General features: G+C 45.4%; 18 protein-coding genes and 1 pseudogene. 13 read left to right on the top strand and 6 right to left on the bottom strand.

Annotated elements, in window-relative coordinates:
* Window positions 1–2 precede the first annotated feature (2 nt).
* Window positions 3–995, bottom strand: a complete 993-nt coding sequence (locus ACFQ88_RS06715; RefSeq protein WP_379453134.1) for a helix-turn-helix domain-containing protein — start codon at window positions 993–995, stop codon at window positions 3–5.
* A gap of 497 nt (window positions 996–1492) precedes the next feature.
* Between ACFQ88_RS06715 and ACFQ88_RS06710 the strand changes: the two genes are divergently transcribed.
* From ACFQ88_RS06710 to ACFQ88_RS06700, 3 genes are all read left to right on the top strand, one after another.
* Window positions 1493–1966 carry a GNAT family N-acetyltransferase gene (locus ACFQ88_RS06710; protein WP_239624792.1) on the top strand — a complete coding sequence of 158 codons (474 nt, stop codon included), beginning with the start codon at window positions 1493–1495 and terminating at the stop codon, window positions 1964–1966.
* A gap of 812 nt (window positions 1967–2778) precedes the next feature.
* Window positions 2779–3933 (top strand): stalk domain-containing protein, encoded by a 1155-nt coding sequence (locus tag ACFQ88_RS06705; protein WP_379453132.1) that lies wholly within the window; start codon window positions 2779–2781, stop codon window positions 3931–3933.
* A 227-nt stretch (window positions 3934–4160) separates the two neighbouring features.
* Complete coding sequence (locus tag ACFQ88_RS06700) at window positions 4161–4382, top strand: hypothetical protein (RefSeq protein WP_483875127.1); 222 nt, start codon at window positions 4161–4163, stop codon at window positions 4380–4382.
* Window positions 4383–4705: 323 nt separating this feature from the next.
* Here ACFQ88_RS06700 and ACFQ88_RS06695 read toward each other — a convergent pair whose 3' ends face one another.
* Window positions 4706–5158, bottom strand: coding sequence for a VOC family protein (locus tag ACFQ88_RS06695; RefSeq protein WP_379453130.1), 453 nt, complete (start codon window positions 5156–5158; stop codon window positions 4706–4708).
* 69 nt (window positions 5159–5227) lie between these two features.
* Window positions 5228–5371, bottom strand: a pseudogene (locus ACFQ88_RS06690) (IS1595 family transposase); the annotation flags it as partial.
* A 350-nt stretch (window positions 5372–5721) separates the two neighbouring features.
* Between ACFQ88_RS06690 and ACFQ88_RS06685 the strand changes: the two are divergent.
* From ACFQ88_RS06685 to ACFQ88_RS06665, 5 genes are all read left to right on the top strand, one after another.
* Window positions 5722–5913 carry a hypothetical protein gene (locus ACFQ88_RS06685; RefSeq protein WP_379453128.1) on the top strand — a complete coding sequence of 64 codons (192 nt, stop codon included), beginning with the start codon at window positions 5722–5724 and terminating at the stop codon, window positions 5911–5913.
* A 198-nt stretch (window positions 5914–6111) separates the two neighbouring features.
* Window positions 6112–6585 (top strand): MerR family transcriptional regulator, encoded by a 474-nt coding sequence (locus ACFQ88_RS06680; RefSeq protein WP_379453126.1) that lies wholly within the window; start codon window positions 6112–6114, stop codon window positions 6583–6585.
* The gene (locus ACFQ88_RS06675) at window positions 6569–7012 is read left to right on the top strand and encodes a hypothetical protein (protein ID WP_379453124.1); all 444 of its coding nucleotides are present in this window, start codon (window positions 6569–6571) and stop codon (window positions 7010–7012) included. Before ACFQ88_RS06680 ends, ACFQ88_RS06675 begins: the two co-directional genes overlap by 17 nt.
* Before the next feature lie 155 nt (window positions 7013–7167).
* Window positions 7168–7560 (top strand): SRPBCC domain-containing protein, encoded by a 393-nt coding sequence (locus ACFQ88_RS06670; RefSeq protein WP_379453122.1) that lies wholly within the window; start codon window positions 7168–7170, stop codon window positions 7558–7560.
* Window positions 7561–7745: 185 nt separating this feature from the next.
* A complete protein-coding gene (locus ACFQ88_RS06665; RefSeq protein ID WP_379453661.1) occupies window positions 7746–8618 on the top strand; it encodes a phosphotransferase family protein in 873 nt (290 codons plus the stop codon).
* 295 nt (window positions 8619–8913) lie between these two features.
* On the opposite strand, the gene ACFQ88_RS06660 is transcribed toward ACFQ88_RS06665, so the two are convergent.
* The gene (locus tag ACFQ88_RS06660; protein WP_379453120.1) at window positions 8914–9729 is read right to left on the bottom strand and encodes a helix-turn-helix transcriptional regulator; all 816 of its coding nucleotides are present in this window, start codon (window positions 9727–9729) and stop codon (window positions 8914–8916) included.
* Between the two features lie 181 nt (window positions 9730–9910).
* On the opposite strand from ACFQ88_RS06660, the gene ACFQ88_RS06655 reads away from it, so the two are divergent.
* From ACFQ88_RS06655 to ACFQ88_RS06635, 5 genes are all read left to right on the top strand, one after another.
* Window positions 9911–11236 carry an ABC transporter substrate-binding protein gene (locus tag ACFQ88_RS06655; protein WP_379453118.1) on the top strand — a complete coding sequence of 442 codons (1326 nt, stop codon included), beginning with the start codon at window positions 9911–9913 and terminating at the stop codon, window positions 11234–11236.
* Window positions 11233–12564 carry an FAD-dependent oxidoreductase gene (locus ACFQ88_RS06650; protein WP_379453116.1) on the top strand — a complete coding sequence of 444 codons (1332 nt, stop codon included), beginning with the start codon at window positions 11233–11235 and terminating at the stop codon, window positions 12562–12564. Before ACFQ88_RS06655 ends, ACFQ88_RS06650 begins: the two co-directional genes overlap by 4 nt.
* A 236-nt stretch (window positions 12565–12800) precedes the next feature.
* Window positions 12801–13376: a DoxX family membrane protein gene (locus ACFQ88_RS06645; RefSeq protein WP_379453114.1), complete on the top strand. Its 576-nt coding sequence runs from the start codon at window positions 12801–12803 to the stop codon at window positions 13374–13376.
* Between the two features lie 586 nt (window positions 13377–13962).
* On the top strand, window positions 13963–15900 hold the full coding sequence (locus ACFQ88_RS06640) for an FAD-dependent oxidoreductase (protein ID WP_379453112.1): 1938 nt from the start codon (window positions 13963–13965) through the stop codon (window positions 15898–15900).
* Window positions 15901–16296: 396 nt separating this feature from the next.
* Window positions 16297–16569 (top strand): GrpB family protein, encoded by a 273-nt coding sequence (locus ACFQ88_RS06635; RefSeq protein ID WP_379453110.1) that lies wholly within the window; start codon window positions 16297–16299, stop codon window positions 16567–16569.
* Between the two features lie 379 nt (window positions 16570–16948).
* Here ACFQ88_RS06635 and ACFQ88_RS06630 read toward each other — a convergent pair whose 3' ends face one another.
* Both ACFQ88_RS06630 and ACFQ88_RS06625 read right to left on the bottom strand, forming a co-directional pair.
* Entirely contained in the window at window positions 16949–17515 is a 567-nt protein-coding gene (locus ACFQ88_RS06630) for a VanZ family protein (protein WP_239624757.1), read from the bottom strand.
* A gap of 286 nt (window positions 17516–17801) precedes the next feature.
* Window positions 17802–18872, bottom strand: a complete 1071-nt coding sequence (locus ACFQ88_RS06625) for an aliphatic sulfonate ABC transporter substrate-binding protein (protein ID WP_379453107.1) — start codon at window positions 18870–18872, stop codon at window positions 17802–17804.
* Window positions 18873–19345: the final 473 nt, after the last annotated feature.

The following is a 19345-nucleotide window of genomic DNA, read 5'->3' as shown; positions in this document are numbered from 1 at the left end:
TTTCAAGGAGTGTTTGGGGAAGAACTTAGCGGACGTCGAACAAACTGGCCTGGGTTGAAGCCATATTTCTCACGAAATACTTCCGCAAAATAACTGGGATTCGAATAACCCACGGCGTAAGACACCTCAATCACGCTGGTGCTACCATTCTGCAGCAAGCGATACGCTTTTTCCAGACGTTGATCCTTTAAGTAGCCGAACACCGTTCTGCCATACATTTCTTTGAAGCCAATTTTTAATTTATAGTCATTCAGGCCAATCAATCGAGACAGATCCATAAGTGAAGGCGGGTCCGTCATCTGCTCCAAGATTATTGCCCGAGCTTGTTCAATTTTCGCCATATCGGTCCTGGATAACTTGGTTGATGCTGGCTTATCGTCCATTAAGAAGGAGCCAAAGGCTAAAGACATCAATTCGAGCATTTTACACTCTATCTCAAGGTTTCGTATGCCTTGACCTCTGGCGGATTGCATCATATGTTTGAGGAGGACGAACGTCGCCGGATCTATAGTTTCCTGGAACATGCGGTATGGCTTCTCACCGATGATTCGATTAAATTCGACCGATCGAGCACCGCTTGTCTCTTCCACAAAGTGATGAAAGGTAGACACGGAGATACCAATACTCAGCATATTAACTGATTGATCTTTGTTAAAATACATGCTTGCCTCTGCAGGATTAGCAAATTGCAGAGTGTAGCTGCCAGGGGCTACCTCGTACTGCACACCAGCGACTTGGATTTCTCTAGTGCCTTCCAAGCAGTAGCTCAGCTCCACCATGGGTACCTCTGTGTGAAAGTTCACTTTACTGTCGTGATGCAGCTTGAACTCAGCAATTGCTAACCCAACATCAGAACGGGGTACAAAGCGATGAACAGAGCCCACGCCTATCCTTGAATGGAGCTTCATCTGTTCAGTTCGGTTATCCGTATGCCTGTGCATTTGAAGACCGTCGAAGAGAAGATTAAAGTTCTGATGAAAGTCAGTAGTACCCATAGCTCAGTCACCCCTCATGCAAATAATTATTAATAAATTATAAGTGTTAGTTAGCAACATGACTATGGCGGGTTGACGGACATTTGGATGGGCCTTGCTACGCTAACGGGCAGTTATATTATGTTGGACGACAAGAACATGACCCGTAAAACCAGTTCCTGAATACTTATTTCTTGGTTATAATTTGGAGTATCAAAAACAATGTGCTTCTTTTGCTAAATGTTTGATTTTATTTGATGGGGGTGTTGTTTATAAGGGACCAAGAATTGAGCATGTGGATGTCGACTTAAACGAACAAGAGGTCAACCAATTTCGTTCTTTATTTAACTCTGTGCCAGCGGATAGCTTAAGAGCTTGTACTAAGCTTGCTACCAAAAGTAGAACAGAACACTCTAACAGCTCAGGTTATGAAATTATGATGAAATTTCAAATATCTTCGTAAAAAAGATGTTTTACAGCTTCCAGTTTTAATACAAGACATGTAGGAGGGAGTTTCATTGCTTCTTCGCAGATTTCATGAGACGGATATTGACCAGATAATCACTTTATTTTATGAGACAGTACACACGATCAATAAGCAAGACTACACTCAAGAACAAGTAAATGCATGGGCTTCCCCGGCGGATATGAAGCAGAGGAAAGAGGTCTGGTTGAAAGCTCTAACTACCAATATTTCATATGTTGCTGAAATGAATGGTTATATCGCGGGCTTTTCTGACATGAGTCCGCAAGGTTACCTGGATAGACTATTTGTTCACAAAGAGCATCAAGGGCAAGGAATTGCTTCTGCGTTAGTAGACACGCTTGAATATGAAGGCAAAAAACTAGGTTTAATCGATATAGAAACCGATTCGAGTATTACCGCTAGACCCTTTTTTGAAAGAAAAGGGTACATCTTAGTAAAATCGCAAATCGTTGAACGCAATAACACTCAGCTAATGAATTTCAGAATGAAGAAGTCTTTACTTTAACAGGCACGATAGCTCAGTAATAATCCTGCCGAAATTGCGGCCATCCGGAGCGTTTTCGAACTGAAGCTTCAGCCCATCGGCTTTCACCCATTGTACATTTTCCTCCTTCCTCATCTGTTTATAACCGCTTACCAACCTCCCATTGATTAATTTATATGGAGCAGTTTGCCGACGGCAGCTGCTCTATTTCATTTAAGCTAAAGGGCAGTTTAGAGTGGAAGACATCAGGATTCTTTGAAGGAAAATAGGGCTGACTGTAGAAGAGACATTGGAAACGGAGAGAGTTTACTTGAAGAGGCGCTTTTCGGTAGGTAAGGCCGAATGGTCGGACACAAGAGAAGATCCGTTTCGAACAGACTGTCTGGACATTGTCTTTAGGATCGGTGACTTACTGGAAAGAACGGACACTACTGTTTTTATAATAAACTACGGGGTTTAGCGTTCAACTTACAGGTACGATAGTTGCAGTCATTGCTCGCGATAACCCTGATAATGACAAATTCTCGAGGTAAACAACATTAGATATTCTAATGGTCGTTTACTAAAAAAGTATATAAAACGAGGTCATTACGCTAACGGGTACGATAATTTAATAAACAATAAGGACGCGGTTCCCGGCATAAATCGCAGCCGCGTTATGCTAGTGGGCATTTTTCGCAACAACTTGGAGTTAACTTGAGTTGCCGCCGGAATCGTGATTCGTGCGCTGCTTATTAATTATTTTATTCATATTATGAAATTTTTTCCACCATTTGTCGTCTAAATTTATGAATCTAATATAGTTAACTAAATAAAGTTAAGGAGTTGAAGAAATGAAAAAATTAATCGTTGGACTTACGGCAGGGATAATGATCGGCTCGGCTGCAACGGCGTTTGCTGCGGAAGATATCGACAAGGAGGTGAAAGCACTGCTGGGATCGTTCAACTTTAAAGTGAACGGAGTGGAGAAGAAGCTGGAAAAGACACCGCTTGTTTATGAGGGCACAGCTTACTTGTCTGTGCGGGAGGTTGCAAAACTAACGGGGTATGAGGTGGATTACACGGAAGAGACTCGTACTATTGATTTGAACTCTAACCCCCCGAGTTCTCCTCCATCCGCAGATGCTGCGCAAAAAAAGCCGGAGCCCGCTTCTGAGGAACAGGCGAAGGGCAATAGTCAGGAAAACAAGCGGGTACCCAAGGCTGGAGAAGCCAACTGGGTCTATGCTTCCTATCTGGAAAAGGCATTTATAAGCAATAAAATTTCTTTTGGACTTGGCCCAGTTAATAATGAGGAATTCTTTGTCAGTTTTTCGCTTTCCGAAAGGCTAGGTATGTTTAAACTGGAACATTCTTCTGATTTGCTCGATATAACACCATTAATTAGAGCGGGTATAGTGAAATTGGAAGCCGGAAAAATCACGGATGTGGGGTTGGACAAGGCAGCAAAAATAGAAGATCGGCCAGAAGCTAAGGTCGGTAACGGCAATTGGGTCGAATTCTTCGATCTGATGAATACGTTAGATCAAAAAAAAATTAAAAGTTTTGGCGGCGGAGGAGGCAGAACAACCACCTATACAATTAACGGAACCGAATATAAGCTGCAGCAATCGCAAAGCGGCGACGATACTATTTTGTTCGATATTACTCCATTAATTGAAGCGAAAATTGTTACATTAGATGAAGTGAAAAACAAACCGGTACCCCAAACAAATCATTTGCCGAAAGTCAAGACTGGTGAAGGCAACTGGATACTTTATTCTGATCTGCAGGATGCAATCCGGAGAAAGTTTGCAAGGGCCGGAGGCAGCGGAGGCGGTGGAGGCGGTGGAGGAAATGTTATCCCTGAGTTTATCTCCGTAGGTATTGATCGTAAGGAATTCAAATTAAAAACAGGACTCAACGAGAAGGGGGAGCTCATGGTCGATATGACTCCTTTGATCGAAGCAGGAAAACTCTCATTATTTGAAGTGGCGGGCAGAAAATAACGTTACCTGTCTTGGCGGTCATCTTTTTGGCCGCCTTTTCGAGAAAAAATGATTTTTCATTCGCAGTGACTCGAAATATGTTAGTTGTCAGACGGCACAAACATTATCCGTTTTTCAACATGTAATCAGGATCCATCAGTTCACCGATCGACGGGATCGTGTCCAAATGAAGCATTCAGCCAGGGGAGTTCACTCAGACGGGAATTGCACTGCTGACCAATGTCAAGATGGACCAGGTTCAAGTAGAGCTTAGCGTACCAGAGGTACAGAACAGCAAGATCAAAACCGGCTACAACATCGAAGTGGAAGTCGGCAATCTGCCTGATAAAACATTCACAGGAAAAGTTACGGAATTCAGTAGTACAGCTGGAGAACGCTGTTTCTTTATAAATGTGCCGGTTGATGTCCTTGCTGCAATACCTAGCTTCTTTTTCCTAAGTCTATGTTAATCCTGATGTAGATTTTTACGATAAGAAAACCGCCTCGTTGAAGAGGCGGCTTATTGAGCTATCGTATCCGTTAGTTGAGTCCCTTTAATTTGGTTTTGCATTGATTTCCATTAAAGTTCATGCATCACGAAGTCCCATCCGAGTTAAGGCAGCTTGCTGCCGGCCGCGATGCGGTTAGTCGTTGCGGATATGTCCCGGCAGTTACTTCCTCGTTCCTTGTTTCCTGGACCGAGGGTCACCAAGACCCGGAGCGTGAATGTGGTGTTTTTTTTGATGCACCCGACTTCTTAAAGATACTTTCACACTGTATTTATGTTTCTATTTTATTTTTTACCGAGTTGTTCCGCCAAACCGATTAGAAGTCCTTCATTTCCACGAATGTAGCAGAGCCGATACGAGTCCTCGTACTGAACCACTTCGCCAACGAGCTGAGCACCATACTTAGTGAGTCTGGATACCATTTCGTCAATGTCTTCAACGGTGAACATGACGCGTAGATAACCGAGGGCATTTACAGGAGCAGTTCGGTGATCTGATATTGTAGGCGGGGTGAGAAATCGTGAAAGTTCAAGTCGGCTGTGGCCATCAGGGGTAACCATCATAGCAATCTCTACACACTGTGAACCCAGCCCGGTTACGCGACCAGCCCATTCCCCTTCGATAGTAGCCCGCCCTTCGAGCTTCAAGCCAATCTCCTCGAAGAAAGAGATTGCTTCATCAAGGGATTCTACAACAATGCCAACATTATCCATTCTTAGTAATTTGTTTTCTGCCATAGTTTTATCTCCTTATGTGTACAAATTTATTACCTGATCATCTTCAAATTTATTCTATCAAGAATTACACTGACGGTCACGGGCAACGAGTACACATACTTGGTCATTATTACTAATACCACGAAATTTGGCTTTTCCGCCGCGTTTACGTGGATTACGTTCGGTAATATTCCGTTTGCCCTTTTCGGAGAATAAGAAATACGTTTCGTCCAAAATCCATGGGTAAATCATCTCCGAACAATGATACCCCCTAATTATAGAACAAATGTTCGTTTTTATCAATATCAACAACAAAGTTTAAGATAGCCTTTCCTAAAAGACGGCGTGAAGCAGACCAATCTGAAATTCGATACGCTTGGAGCTGCAATGTCGGTCATTGGGGATCTCTGCTGCTTGCCTTGAGTAAAGGACAGACGGAAGGATAGACTTCGCAGTATCTCGTCACCTTATTCTTCATTTCGGCAGTAAGCTTTGCACTGCTATTATTGGTTGCTTAATTTGAACTTACGGATATCTTGACGCTCACCGTGGTTACCCCGCAGAGCAAAAACAAGGACGCTGCCATGAAAGTCGTGGAAGTGATGACCTCCGATGAGGTCCAGCTTAAGATTGCACGGAAGTACGGCAAGATGTCGCCGCTCAAAAATCCTGAAATCAAGAAGCAGTTGGCGGCAGATATAACGGGTATGATAACTCAAGGTGCCTTCCAGGAGCGATTGCAGATCGGCCCTCGTACGGTTTATATGAGTTGTTAGCAACAAAAGCTGAGATTACTTAAAAGTGGATAGAAGGCGCTCTAATTGTAATCGGCGTGCCTTTTCTTTATAGATACAATATCTTCTTTTTTAATGAGTAAGCACTAATTCAAACTTTAGAGATTGCTTGATTACACATGAAGAAAAAATGAAAAAGCGTCTTGACATTAGAGGTTACTCCAATGTTATTTTTAATTCATGGAAAAACATTATTCGATACAAGAGGTTTCGCAGAAGCTTGGGATCCCGAAGGATACGCTTCGGTACTATGATCGGATTGGAATCGTTTCGCCGTCCCGTGATGGCAATCGATACCGCAAATATTCGACGAACGACCTCATCGACTTGATGAATATTCAAATCATGCAGTATGCAGATTTTTCTCTTGACGAAATCAAGGGGAAGTTTGCGTTCCACAGGCTGGGGAATGTAGACCCCGATTATTGCAGGGAGGTTGCTGAATTCATCGATGCCAAAAATGCGGAAACTCGCAAGAAGATTGCCCATCTAGAAAAGGTTAGTCAGTTGCTCGACTTAGCAGCCGAGACGCTAAGGGACTATAACCATGAAAGCGATCAGCGTCTGGCAAAGACCGTTCGAGAGATTTACCTGGATATTCGTAAGAAGGAACCTGAAATACCAGAGGAGGGATGTCATGGGCATCAGGGTTAGAAATTTATATTATCTGTTTGCCGGGGTTCTTGCGGTACTGTTTGCCATTACACACGTATGGAACGGGCAATCCACTGTGCTGCCGGCGCTTCAGATGAGCTCGATAGCCATGGATACCCGGATAGTATTCATGTACGTCTGGCACATGATCACGGCGGAAAATCTGGTCTTTGGCATTGTCTTCATTTTCATGTCATTGCAACGCGAGCAATCGAAAATCCGGTCTGCCGCATGGACGATCGTGTTGCTTCTGCTCGTTAGGTTAATGGTCATTCTTGGTATTACAGCATATCAGGATGCTTCGGCACTTATGGATACGTTAATTGATTCGATTGCTATCGTAATCTATGTCGTTATCATTTTACTGGGTATAAAAACGAAGAAAGAAAAGTTTAGAGAGTTACCACAGTCCAATACGGTAAAGTGAAGATAAGACAGATCGAGAGGAAAGAGAATTGCGCCCCTCTGCTGCAGACTGGTTATACGAAAGACGGATTTCGACAGCTAGAATATCGCTAGCCGGTGAGGAATTTATGATATTTTTGCGAATCCTTATAATAAAAAAATAAGGGATGGTGTACGATGAGCTATGAAGCGAATAGTACCATTTTGATCGTTGGTGATGTTGAAACCGTATGGAACGCTTTAACGGACCAGCGCAAACTTACCCAGTGGTATGTGCCAGGCTCACCATGGGAAATTCCCAAATTGAAATCTGGAGAAAAAATGACTTTTACTTTAAAGCCTAATGCTCATAACAAGCTAACCGAGAAGCTGCCAATGTCCTTAACCATTGAAAAGGTCATCCCATTACATGAATTTTCGTTTTATGTGGATTCCAATCAAACGCTTATTTCCTTCGTTCTAGAAAGAGAAAACGGCGGAACCCGAGTTTCGACCAACATGAGGGGCTTCGATGAGTCACTAGCCAATTTAAAAGCTTTAGTAGAGGGAAAGGAAATTCCCTATATTTAGGCAAAAAGCTTGGTCGAAAAGTGTAAGGGTCATCTGCGTTCTGCTGATTCTTCACATACTGCGAATGGCTATATCGTCTAAGAATCCGACGCAAGACCGGTCAAGTTACTTGTTTGGCAATGAACGGTACTTTGCTGTATTCCCTTGGAGGTGCATCAGTGAAACGTAATGACCAATATGAATCAATGATAAAAGATCAGTTCCCCGATATGAGCATTCAATCCGTTGAATCGCTTGGCGAAGGCTTCAGGAACTACGCAATCCTGGTTAATGGAGAGTGGGTATTCCGTTTTCCGAAAAGTCAACAAGGAGCAGATGAGTTGAATAAAGAAATTCAATTGCTACCTCTGCTGGTCGGTTGTGTTAAGGTTAGCATTCCACAATTTGTATATATTGGAAGACAAAGCGATGGATCTCCCTTCGTAGGCTATCGGAAAGTCCAGGGCGAGATATTGGGGGAGGACGGAATGAACACTCTCCTTGATTATGTAAAAGATCGATTCGCTCTGCAGCTTGCTGACTTCATGAATGTATTGAGCTCATTTCCCGTTGAAATTGCGCTTCATGCTGGTGTACCTATTCGTAATCCGATGAAAGAAATTCTCTTGCTAAAAGAAGCGGTGGAGCGGCAGGCGTTCCCACTTCTTAATGATTCTTTACGAGACTATCTTACCCTCCGCTTCCAATCCTATTTGAAGCATCCGGGATTTCATCGATATACACCGGCGCTTATTCACGGCGACTTGTCGCCGGATCATTTTTTGATGGATCCACATCTGACATCATTAACTGGCATCATCGATTTCGGAGATGCCGCGGTAAGTGATCCTGTTTACGATTATGTATATCTTTTGGAGGATTGCGACGAGCCGTTTACACGGCAAGTGATGGCTTGCAGAGGTGAGGTTGGCTTGGACGAGCTGATGAGAAAAGTCTCCCTTTTTGTAACATTCGATCAAGTAAGTTATCTGATAGAAGGCCTAAAGGCCGGGGATCGTGACTGGATTAACGAAGGGTTGGATCTATTGGAAGAAGATAGGGCTACCTGTAAGGGCTAATTTCGAGACGAATGACGTGATGAGAAACTACCTGTTCAATTTTACATTAAAGTAACCGGCAGATTGCTTCAACAACAACAAGAATCACAGCTACTGTAATAAACTTGAAATAAACTTGAAATCATTTATTCACGTTGCTTTAATAAATACAGCCTATAATAAAAGTTAACCCCCTTTTTAAATATAAATCTTAGCCCCACAGCCCGTTGCTGTGGGGCATTTTTTTCATAAAGGCTAGCAATATATTCATTGGATCAGAATATGGGAAAATTGGTTCGAACGCCGTTAGCGGGAGTTACAAGCCGTGCTCCTTCCTGTACTGCATAGGCGTCATCCCGCAGTTGTTTTTGAACACGCGGCTCAAATAGAAACCGTTCTGATAGCCGCAGCATTCCGAAATTTGATCCAGCGTCAAAGTTGTCTCCGTGAGCAGCTTTTTCGCTTTGTCGAGACGAAGCGAGGTCAAATATTTGCTCGGTGTCGTTCCGAGCTCATCGTGAAATTTTTTGCACAGCTGAAACCGGCTTATTCCAATCGAAGCGGCAATATCATACAGATGAAGCCGTTCGAACGCTTGTGATTGCATTTGCTTGACTGCCTGCTGAATGAGCGGATCGATCGGTCGGACTTCCGTCACGGTTGGAACCGGCTCTTCCTGTTCACAAATCATCATCCATATATGATGGAAATAGTGATTTCTGCTGATCATCCCCCGTCTGTCTTCTTCGGCGAATGGCCTCTTTAGATCGGCGTAGTCTTGAGTGAGACGTCCAGTATCGTGCAAGCTGATTTTGCCGATCGGAAGACGGTTGAGTGTTTCCGGACGAAAAGGATGCCCGCTATCGTCTTCCCAGTTCATCCGCAGCACGAACAGTGTAACGGGAGAAATAACAACCCGGCGGAACGGGACGTCCGGCGGACAGAAGACGAGATCGCCGAACGAAGCGTTTCCTTGCCGATCTCCGATTTCGTAATAGAACGAACCATCCTCGACAGCAAACGCCAGCCATTCCTTCTGCACGCTCTCATACTCGAAAAATTGTTCGCGCCGCACATGACGACGGTAGTACGTTAGCTTCGGAATATGCTCGTACAACGCATAGCTGTTCATCAATATTAACCTCCACTCGGCTGCGCTTTTCAAACAGATCGGGCTCCGATACATCGCAAGCACAATCGTATATAGTTCAGTTTACAATAGTGCATGGCTAAACGAAAGCGCTTCCCGCTACAATAAGGATGGGAAGCAGGCCTGCGGACCCCGATAATCGTTAGGGAAAGGGAATGGTCGAATGAATAAAATAGGGGCGGTCGCATGCGGCTTAGGGCTGCTGCTGTCTTGCGCAGTAACTGGATGTTCCGGGGGCGGCAGTGCCGGGAATTCCGTAGTCAAGCCGGCAGAGAAGGACAAAGAGGAAGCGGCTATAGCGAATGCCAACGATCCGGCTGAGCTAGTTATTTTCGGTCAGGTTGGCAACACGGAGCAAGTGTGGAACGAACGGTTCGGCGCGGCGTTGAAACAGAGGTTTCCGAATTATACGTTTAAGTATATTCAGAGGAACAGTCAGAACACGATCCAGAACATGATTGCCTCTGGTCAAACAATCGACCTCATCCACGATTCGATCGGCGGCATCAATGCCGACATTGTCAACACCGGCTACGGCTACGATTTGACGGAGATGATCAAGAAGCATCAGGTCGACTTGAACCGGCTGGAGCCTTCTGTTCTGCAATCGGTATCCGTGCAGGGGAAGATTTACGGTCTTCCGCTTCATGACGGCGGATTAGTGCTTTATTATAACAAAGATATTTTCGATAAATTCGGCGTGCCTTATCCGAAGAACGGTATGACATGGGACGAAGCGATCGAGCTGGGCAAGAAGCTAACCCGGTTCGACGGGCGTCAATATGTTGGTCTGGGTATTTCCGTCGATCATATGCTGATGATGAATCCGTATTCGCTTCCGTTCGTGAACGAGACGACAGGGAAGGCAGCGTTGAATAACGAGGTTTATCGTAAGCTTGTCAGCAAGTCGATCATCGACCCGATTTCCGGAGAAGGCTACCAGCAGCATTTGGCAACGCTCAAACGGACGTTGAACAACGACGATTTTATGAAGGAAAAAAATGTCGCGATGTTCGTCATGAACTTTTATTTACAGCTTCAGCCCGACTTCGATACGTTCAATTGGGATATGGTTTCTCTTCCGGTATTCCCGGATTTGCCTGGTGTCGGCACTCAGCCTTACCCAAACGGCTTGTTCCTGACGAATAACAGCAAATATAAGGACCAGGCGATGGAAGTGTTGAAATATACGGTTTCGGATGAGTTCCAAACGATGCTGTCGCGCAAAGGGTTCGTCCCTGTCGTCAAGAGTGAGGCGGTCAGGAGCGTGTTTGCCAAAGATACGGCATTCAAGGATAAGCAGCTAATACCGGCGATGTTCACGAATAAGCCGGCTCGTCCGATCTACCATTCCGATATGGAAGGGCTTGTTACCGCTCCTCTCAAATCCAATTTAATGAAGGTCATGATGGGCGAAATCGATTTGAATACGGCGCTCCGAGACGCCGAAGAACAGGCGAACAAGGCGATGGAAGCGGTGAAGAAATGATTCGGATTAGCAAGCAGCCGGTAACGGCCGGCGATTCAATTACACGTTTCGCAATGGACGTAACCGTTCATGAAGAGTATGACGTTATTGTGTTCGGAGGCGGCAGTGCAGGCTGCACGGCGGCTGTACAGGCGGCCCGGGCAGGTAGACGAACCGCGCTCGTCGAGAAAAACGGCGTGCTTGGCGGTACGACAGTCGTCGCCTCCGTTAATTTCCCCGGACTGTTTCATGCCTGGGGGAAGCAAATTATCGCCGGCATCGGCTGGGAAGCGATTGAGCGAACGGTCGAGCTGGGCGGTGCTGAGCTACCGGACTTCACCGTCGTGCCGGCCAAACATTGGCAGCATCAAATATTGGTCAATCGGTTTATCTACAGCACGGTGTTGGATCGGCTGTGCCTAGACGCAGGCGTCCATCTGCGGCTGCATGAGATGCCTTCGCTCATCGAAGAGACGGAAGACGGCGTCTATGTCGCAGTAACCGGCAAGTCCGGATTGAAATGGCTGAAAGCTCTCAAGCTGGTTGATGCGACCGGCGATGCGGATGTGACAGGCATGATGGGCTACGCGAGAAAGAAAGGAGACGTTCTGCAGCCGGGGACGCTCATAAACGATCTAACCGGCTTTGAACTGGCCGATATCGATCCAAAGCTTCTTGATCAGATATATGAGAAGGCGCTGCGCAGCGGTCAATTAGGCGCGAGTAGATTCGGATTGTACAACGAGCTGAAGGCGGGAAGAATCAGTATGCATGTGCAAGGGATAGATGGCTCGAGCTCCGAATCGAAGACGATGGCGGAAGTTCAGGCCAGGCGTACGCTGTTGGACACTGTTACGCTGCTGAGACAAGTTCCGGGATGCGAGCGGCTCGTCGTCCATTATTTCGCAAACGAATGCGGTATCCGCGAGACGTGGCGCATCGAAGGAGAAACCGAGGTCGACGAGCAATCTTACACGAGCGGATATGTATGGCCGGACGCGATCAGTTACAGCTTCTATCCGATCGACCTGCACCATCACAGCGATCTTCGTATCGAGCAGAAAAAGATCGCTCCGGGCATCGTGCCGACGATCCCGTACGGGGCGCTTATTCCAAAGGGAAGCGACCATCTGCTCGTAGCCGGCCGCTGCGCAGCGGGAGATCGGATGGCTAATTCCGCCTTTCGCGTGCAAGCAAGCTGTATGGCGACCGGCCAGGCGGCGGGAATGGCTGCGGCAATCGCAGCGGATAGAAACATATCTGTACGCGATGTGCCGCTCAGTGAGCTTCGCGAGCAACTAATGGTTTTCAGGGCTATAGTCCCGGGTGCGACACACAGCGGAAAGTAATTTTGTTGCCATAATAAATGGAAATGGATAATTTTGAGGCGATGATGGCTCGCAAAGAACTAACATAAAAAGCAGAAAGCAGATGTTTTCTGCTTTTTTTTGCTATTGAACTAAAGACTTCGAAAAAAAGTTCTGGAGTGACAAATATCACATTTTAAAAATAAATATCCAGTATAATGATGTTAAGCAGCACAATATACATAATCAAAAATGTTCTTTTCTAAGGGGGGGTATGAATGGCTAAAAACGAAATTTTGATTCCTGAGAACCCGGTATCGAGCTTTTTATTCAGCAGCACCAGAGCTGGAGTGATATGGCTGATAGTCCGCTTATATGTCGGATATTCGTGGGTTACTTCAGGCTGGGGTAAAGTGACCAATGAGGCTTGGACGGGTGCTAAGGCAGGTACTGCATTGCAAGGCTTTATAAAAGGGGCTTTGACCAAAGCAGAGGCTGGCAAGGATGTTACAGGCTGGTATGCACATTTTCTTGAGAATGTGGTGCTTCCTAATGCGAAGATAATGGGATTTGTAGTCGCCTTTGGGGAGCTGCTTGTAGGACTAGGGTTAATTTTAGGGCTTTTAACGGGAATAGCGGCATTTTTCGGCGGAGTAATGAATGTCAGCTTTTTATTTGCAGGTGCCTTAAGTACGAATCCGATCCTGTTCATCTTGGCAACCTGGCTCGTGCTTGCATGGAAAAATGCCGGCTGGTACGGTCTGGACCGTTGGGCATTGCCTTATCTCGGAACGCCTTGGGGACGTAAAGCAACAACTCCTGGCAGTCTGGAAAGACCCTCAATACCTAAATAACACCTTGTGAAAGCAGATCCACTATAACTTTTGTGTTGCAGGATTAGGTCAGCCAGAGGCTTCTGGTTGGCCTTTTTGTTTATCGCTCCACAACCCCAAGCAATAAAGTCAAACAGCCCCTACATGAATGTAAGCAAACTTATTTGATGCTGTGTTATGACTGCTGACGGTAATGAGCCGGAAGCGATGCTGACCATGGCATGAAAGGCTCCATCTCCTGCGATTCGAGCGGGCCTGTTAGCTGAGGCAGCTGCTCAAAGAGAACCATTAAATAGTCGAATGGTATTAATCCGTTTTCCTTAGAAATGAAAATGAAGCAAGGATAGGTAAAAAGGACAGGGCTGCCGCCACAAACCGGCGGCCTTGTTCCGTTAACGGGCCGCTAGCCAGCATGTCCCATGCACTTGTAAGGCCAGTCAATGCGGACATTCCCGCTATATCCGTTTTATTACTTAAACAAAAATGAAACTGGATGCGATTTGAAATATGCATATAAAATGAGTAACAGATGAACGAGCAATTATTCAAACGCATAGCAGCTTTACGGCAGATATGAAATCACAGTATACGGGAGAGTGTATCGACTATGATTCAGCAAGCAGATTTGTTCGTATATGGCGGAACACCAGCGGGTATCGGTGCGGCGATAGCGGCCGCAAGACGCGGGAAGCAAGTTCTCCTAGTTGAACCATCGGCTTTCATCGGCGGCTTGATGACAAGCGGTCTGGGAGAGACGGACATTCGCTCCGTCGATACGTCCGGATCGATATTCGGGGAATTTCTGTCTCGAGTTTACGGGCACTACGTTTCCGAATACGGGGAGAACTCGCATCAGGTGGAGGTATGCAACAGAGGGCTCAGATTCGAACCTTCCGTAGCAAGAAAAGTCATGCATCAGCTTCTTGGCAACGAGCCGCGCATCGAAGTGCTTTGTTTAAGGGAGCTTGCCTCGGTGCAAATGGAGGATAACCGGATCGTACGTGTAGAGACGGAGAATCTTCAGTCCGGGGAGAGGGCGGTCTACGAAGCGAATCAGTTTATTGACGCTACGTATGAGGGGGATATGGCTGCTATGGCAGGCGTCCCGTACCGGCTCGGCCGCGAATCGCGGGACGAATGGAACGAAGAATTCGCCGGAACGCTGTACTGTGAGTACCGCACCAAGGAGGTGCTGCCGGGAAGCACGGGCTATGGAGACGATCTGCTGCAGGCGTACAATTTCCGGCTGTGCATGACGGATCAAGCGGACAATCGCGTGCCTTTTTTCAAGCCTGACAATTACGACCGCAGCGACTATACCAGCCTATTGGACGATATTGCAGCTGGCCGACTAACTTCTTTCGGCGAGATCGTCAAGCTGTCGCGGATCCCTAACGGCAAAACCGATACGAACAATCATCATAACTGTTCGTGTTCGACGGATCTGCCCGGCGAAAATCTCGGTTATCCCGAAGGCAATCGAGAGGCAAGGGAGCGGATCGTAAGGCGTCACAGAGAATATATTCAAGGGCTGCTCTGGTTCTTGCAGGAGGATGAAGCGCTGCCGGATACAATCCGGGCGCAAGCGCGACAGTGGGGCTACGCGGCGGATGAATTTCCAGAGAGCGGCCACTTTCCGCCGCAAATTTACGTGCGGGAAGCGCGACGAATTGTCGGTCGGTACGTGTTTACAGAGAATGACGCTCGCCTTGCTCCCGGCATGCAGCGTTCGCCCGTTCATTATGACAGCATCGCAACCGGCGATTATGCGATCGACTCGCACGCGACACGCAAACGGGAACCGATTGGACAAGACCGTTCGCTTGAAGGGTTCCTCGGCTTTGGCGCACTAACCGAGGTGTATCAAATTCCTTACGGCGTCATGGTGCCGGAACAAGTAAGCAATCTGCTCGTACCGGTAGCTGTATCCGCAACCCATATGGGCTTTGGAACGATTCGTATGGAGCCGTTCTGGATGCAGCTGGGCTTTGCTGCGGGAGTTGCCTCATCCATGAGCCAAACGTCAAATGTACCGATCCAACGACTGTGCATCGACCGGCTTCAGGACGAACTGATCGAAGCCAGTCAGCTCATTACTTTCTTCCGGGATGTGAAGGCCGATCAGGAAGCACATCCGGCGCTGCAATACTTCGGTACGAAATCGTTTTTTACCGGCTATGAAGCAGAGCCTAATGCCGCTTGCACCGTCGCCGATGCCTCGATATGGTTAAACATGGCCAGAGCGCTGCCGGGCGGTACCGGTTTGCCTGCCCTTCCGGCTACGGATCGAATAGCTCCGGCTGGAGTGGATATCGGGCCGAGAAAGCTGGCGGATGAACAACCGTACCGATTGTACTGGGCGGAGAAACCGGAATTATCCCGAACTATGGCTGCTCGTTGGCTGGCTGCAGCGTGCCGAGCGCTCGGCGTCGATTACCACGGACGGCTTGAAGAGCAGAGCGAGGCCGCGGTAAGCCGGGGCGAATTCTTGGCAGCGTTGTACGAGCTGCTGAAGCTTTCGCGCCGGAAGCAGGCATTTGGTTAACGGCATCCGCAGTGTATTCAGAGCCTATACGACGGCAAAAGTGTCATGAGCGAAGCACTGAGAAAATGTGAATGAAGCTACGCAAGTCAACAAAGTACCCCTCCATAGTTCGAGAGAACCGGGTAAACCGGTTTTTACGAGCAGGAGGGTTTTTGTATATAGGGCTCTCGGATGACAAGAGGAGACTAACTGACATGATGGGCTAGAAATACTCAGTAATCTGGGATACGACATTTATAGCTTAATACCATTGATCATTCAAAAACGTTTGACAAACTAATTGCAATTTGAGATGATATCGTAATTTCTATTTGTCAGTTACGAGATCATTTCATTAGGTTTGACTCAATTGCTTCGTGCTGCTACATTACACCAATAAAGGGAGTGAAATTGGGGATGGGAATTGATGAGATTATTAGTGTAATTCCTTATGATGAAAGGTGGACTACTTTATTTCAAAACGAAAAAGTAAATCTTCTTAAAGCTTTCGGAGACGATGCTATCGATATACAGCATTTCGGCAGTACCTCGGTACACGGGATGTTTGCAAAACCGATTATTGATGTATTGATAGGCGTGAAAACGCTTGAGTTGAGCAACTCCGTAACTGATAAACTAACACAGCTTGGTTATGAAGGATTCGGAGAAACTGGTGTAAAGGGAACTTAAGAGAAAACCCGCATGTAGCCAAGCAATATTGTGAAAGAAAACTCAACGCCATCAAAAAAGGATATACTACACTGCTGTCTTATTCGGACGAAAAAGCAGATTATGTATCCTATTTACTCGAGCAAGCTAAGAAAAGTATTGGATAGAGGCAGACAGAACAGTTATTCCATTTTGAGAAATAAATTAAAAAATGGAGAGATCAATAAACTATGGGGCGTTGATGCTTTTTGAAGTCTGCTGCCTCTTTTTTCCGAAGCATCTGCTCTTCATGCACGGCCACTGGTTTATGCGTGAAATTGTGGAATATGAACCGGAAAAGTTAGGCAAGAAGCAAGATCAAATAGGGTAGGGTATCATCTTGCATATGCAACAAGGATATTCAGAGGCGCAATCTCACCACAAATAAATAATATAGTAAAACAGGTAATCCTATTGCTGATAGTATTGTGATTGCAGTACGCACATTTTTCCCATCTCGTAATATAAACAATAAAAAATTATACCCTAAAATACCAACGAATCCACCCAAACAATTTAAAATTATGTCATCAATGTCTGATGCTCCAATGCCTAAGAGACCCTGAATGATTTCAATAAACAAACTAACTATGAATATATATAGCAGATTGGTTATTACTTTTTTATCGTTTTTGAATAATGATAAATATGTGCCAAGAGGAATAAAGATAACTATATTGCCAACCACATTAGCAAAAGCGAAATTTTTTATAGTGGCAGAGTTGCTAAATATATATTCCTTTATACTATAAAAAGGAATGAGATTGATTGACCTTTCTAAAGTCCTTTGACTATTTAACAAATCCCAAAGTGAAGCTCTTGATAAGAACAATAATTTAATTAAAAAAAGTATGTAACAAATGAAAACTCCATATAAAAAGACGGTTTCTATTCTCTTTTGTTTATCCATAATACTTCCATTTTTCATTTCATTCCGCCTATTCTCTGACGTTCAGTTTATAAATTCGCAACGGCATTGACTATAAGCCGACCTAACGTGTAAAATCAGGGCGGTCGAAAACGGTCCTTATCATACAACCCCCATCAAACAGCACTATTATAAAGACGGATGAAGGACGCTCTTTATATCAGGGTTAGGCGGCAATTTGTCTACTGTCTTATAAAGATGTATTACGAACGCAAGTTCTGATATAGCTGCAAAAGGAATTATGAAAAAGCTGCAGAATGGATCTGCAGCTTTTCGGATTTATGCTTTATTTTTGGGATCCAAGTTCTTTAAGTGCTTGTTCAACGAACTTGCTTTCCAGTACCTGAGACGTATCGAGCTTTTTATTAATCGCTCCTGAGGAATAAAGGAAATCAGCCTGTTCCTGATGGGCTTTGGCAAAATCGGGAGTGATAGGCGACAGCAGAGGAAAGGAGTTTTTTAGAACCGTGTCGATAATCGGCCGATCGAGCTTTTGCGTCTTGACGAATTGCTCCGCCACTTCGTTTTGATGGTCCAAATAATATTTGCGTGCTTGCTCATACGTTTTAAGAAACAACACAGTCAAATCAGGATGCTCCTGTGTGAATTTACTTCTTGCAATCAAGAAGCCAGGGGCATTAATGTTTAAATCCTCACCGGATACTAAGATTTTCGCGCCGGTTTGAAAAACAGCTATTGTTGCATACGGATCCCAGATCGCCCAAGCGTCGATGGCACCACTATCCAGAGCTGGCCTTGCCTCATCTGGCTGAAGCTGGATCACCTTAATGTCGTCGCCCTTAAGGCCAGCTTTATCGATAGCCATATATAAGAAGTTATAAGCGCTGCTTCCTTTAGCCACGGCGATTTTTTTACCTTTCAAATCTTTAGGATCTTTAATGGGGCTGTTCTTCGGAATGACGATCATATTGCCTCTCTTACCATCTCCCGTAACGGCAACCGCCCGGAAATCAATGCCGCCGACCTGCCCAGAAATAACCGGTGTGCCTCCTACGCTGCCGAAATCGAGCCTACCAGATGCCAATGCTTCAAAATGCGGTGGTCCACTGGCAAATTCATTCCACTTGACATCAGCTCCTACAGCTGCAAAAGCTTTTTCAAAAAATTCGTTTTCACGGGCATAAACAAGAATCCCGGTTTTGCCCTGTACTCCAATATTGACAGTGATTTTTTCCTTCGGTTTGGCATTGACATTATCTGCTTGAGTCGAGATGCCTTGAGTTCCTCCGGGTTCTGTTGAAGCAGTTGAACCTACTTTGCCGCAAGCTGCAAGTACCAATCCCAGCACAAGAATGGTTAGGAAGGGGAAGCTGATTCTGAACAATTTTGTCTTCATTAGTACATGACTCCTTTTAGATCATTTTGTGTTGAAATCTGAAAAACTTCTATCGAAGTCCTTCGAGGGTGAGCGACCCGCTTTAGCAGCAGTTTTTCTTGGTTATGAAATTTCTCGTTGTCGCTTTTGCAAACTGAAACTTTCTTTAACACTAAAAAAGACTCCGCACACGTGCCAGACGATTGAAGCCGGCAGTGGGAGAGCCTTTGGTGGACCAATGGGCCATAGTTGCTGTTAGAAAATTATGTTAGCAGTTTTAATCCTATTATACAAGTGGGAAAAATGAGAAATATTTTTTTTTTTACAAATAAGGGTATTGACCTATTCACAAACAGGGTGCTATTATTCTCAATAAGATTTTTAATAACCAAGTAATTCAATTAGAATTTACGATTTTAAAATTACATCCATGTCTACCGGGCCACTGGAGACTTCCTCTTCGTTCCTTTAAACGAAACAGGAAGTCTTTTTTG

Source organism: Paenibacillus sp. NPDC056579, from assembly GCF_042793215.1.
GTDB lineage: Bacteria > Bacillota > Bacilli > Paenibacillales > NBRC-103111 > Paenibacillus_S.
The sequence above is the reverse complement of the archived record's forward strand: the minus strand, read 5'-3'. Positions and strand labels throughout refer to the sequence as shown.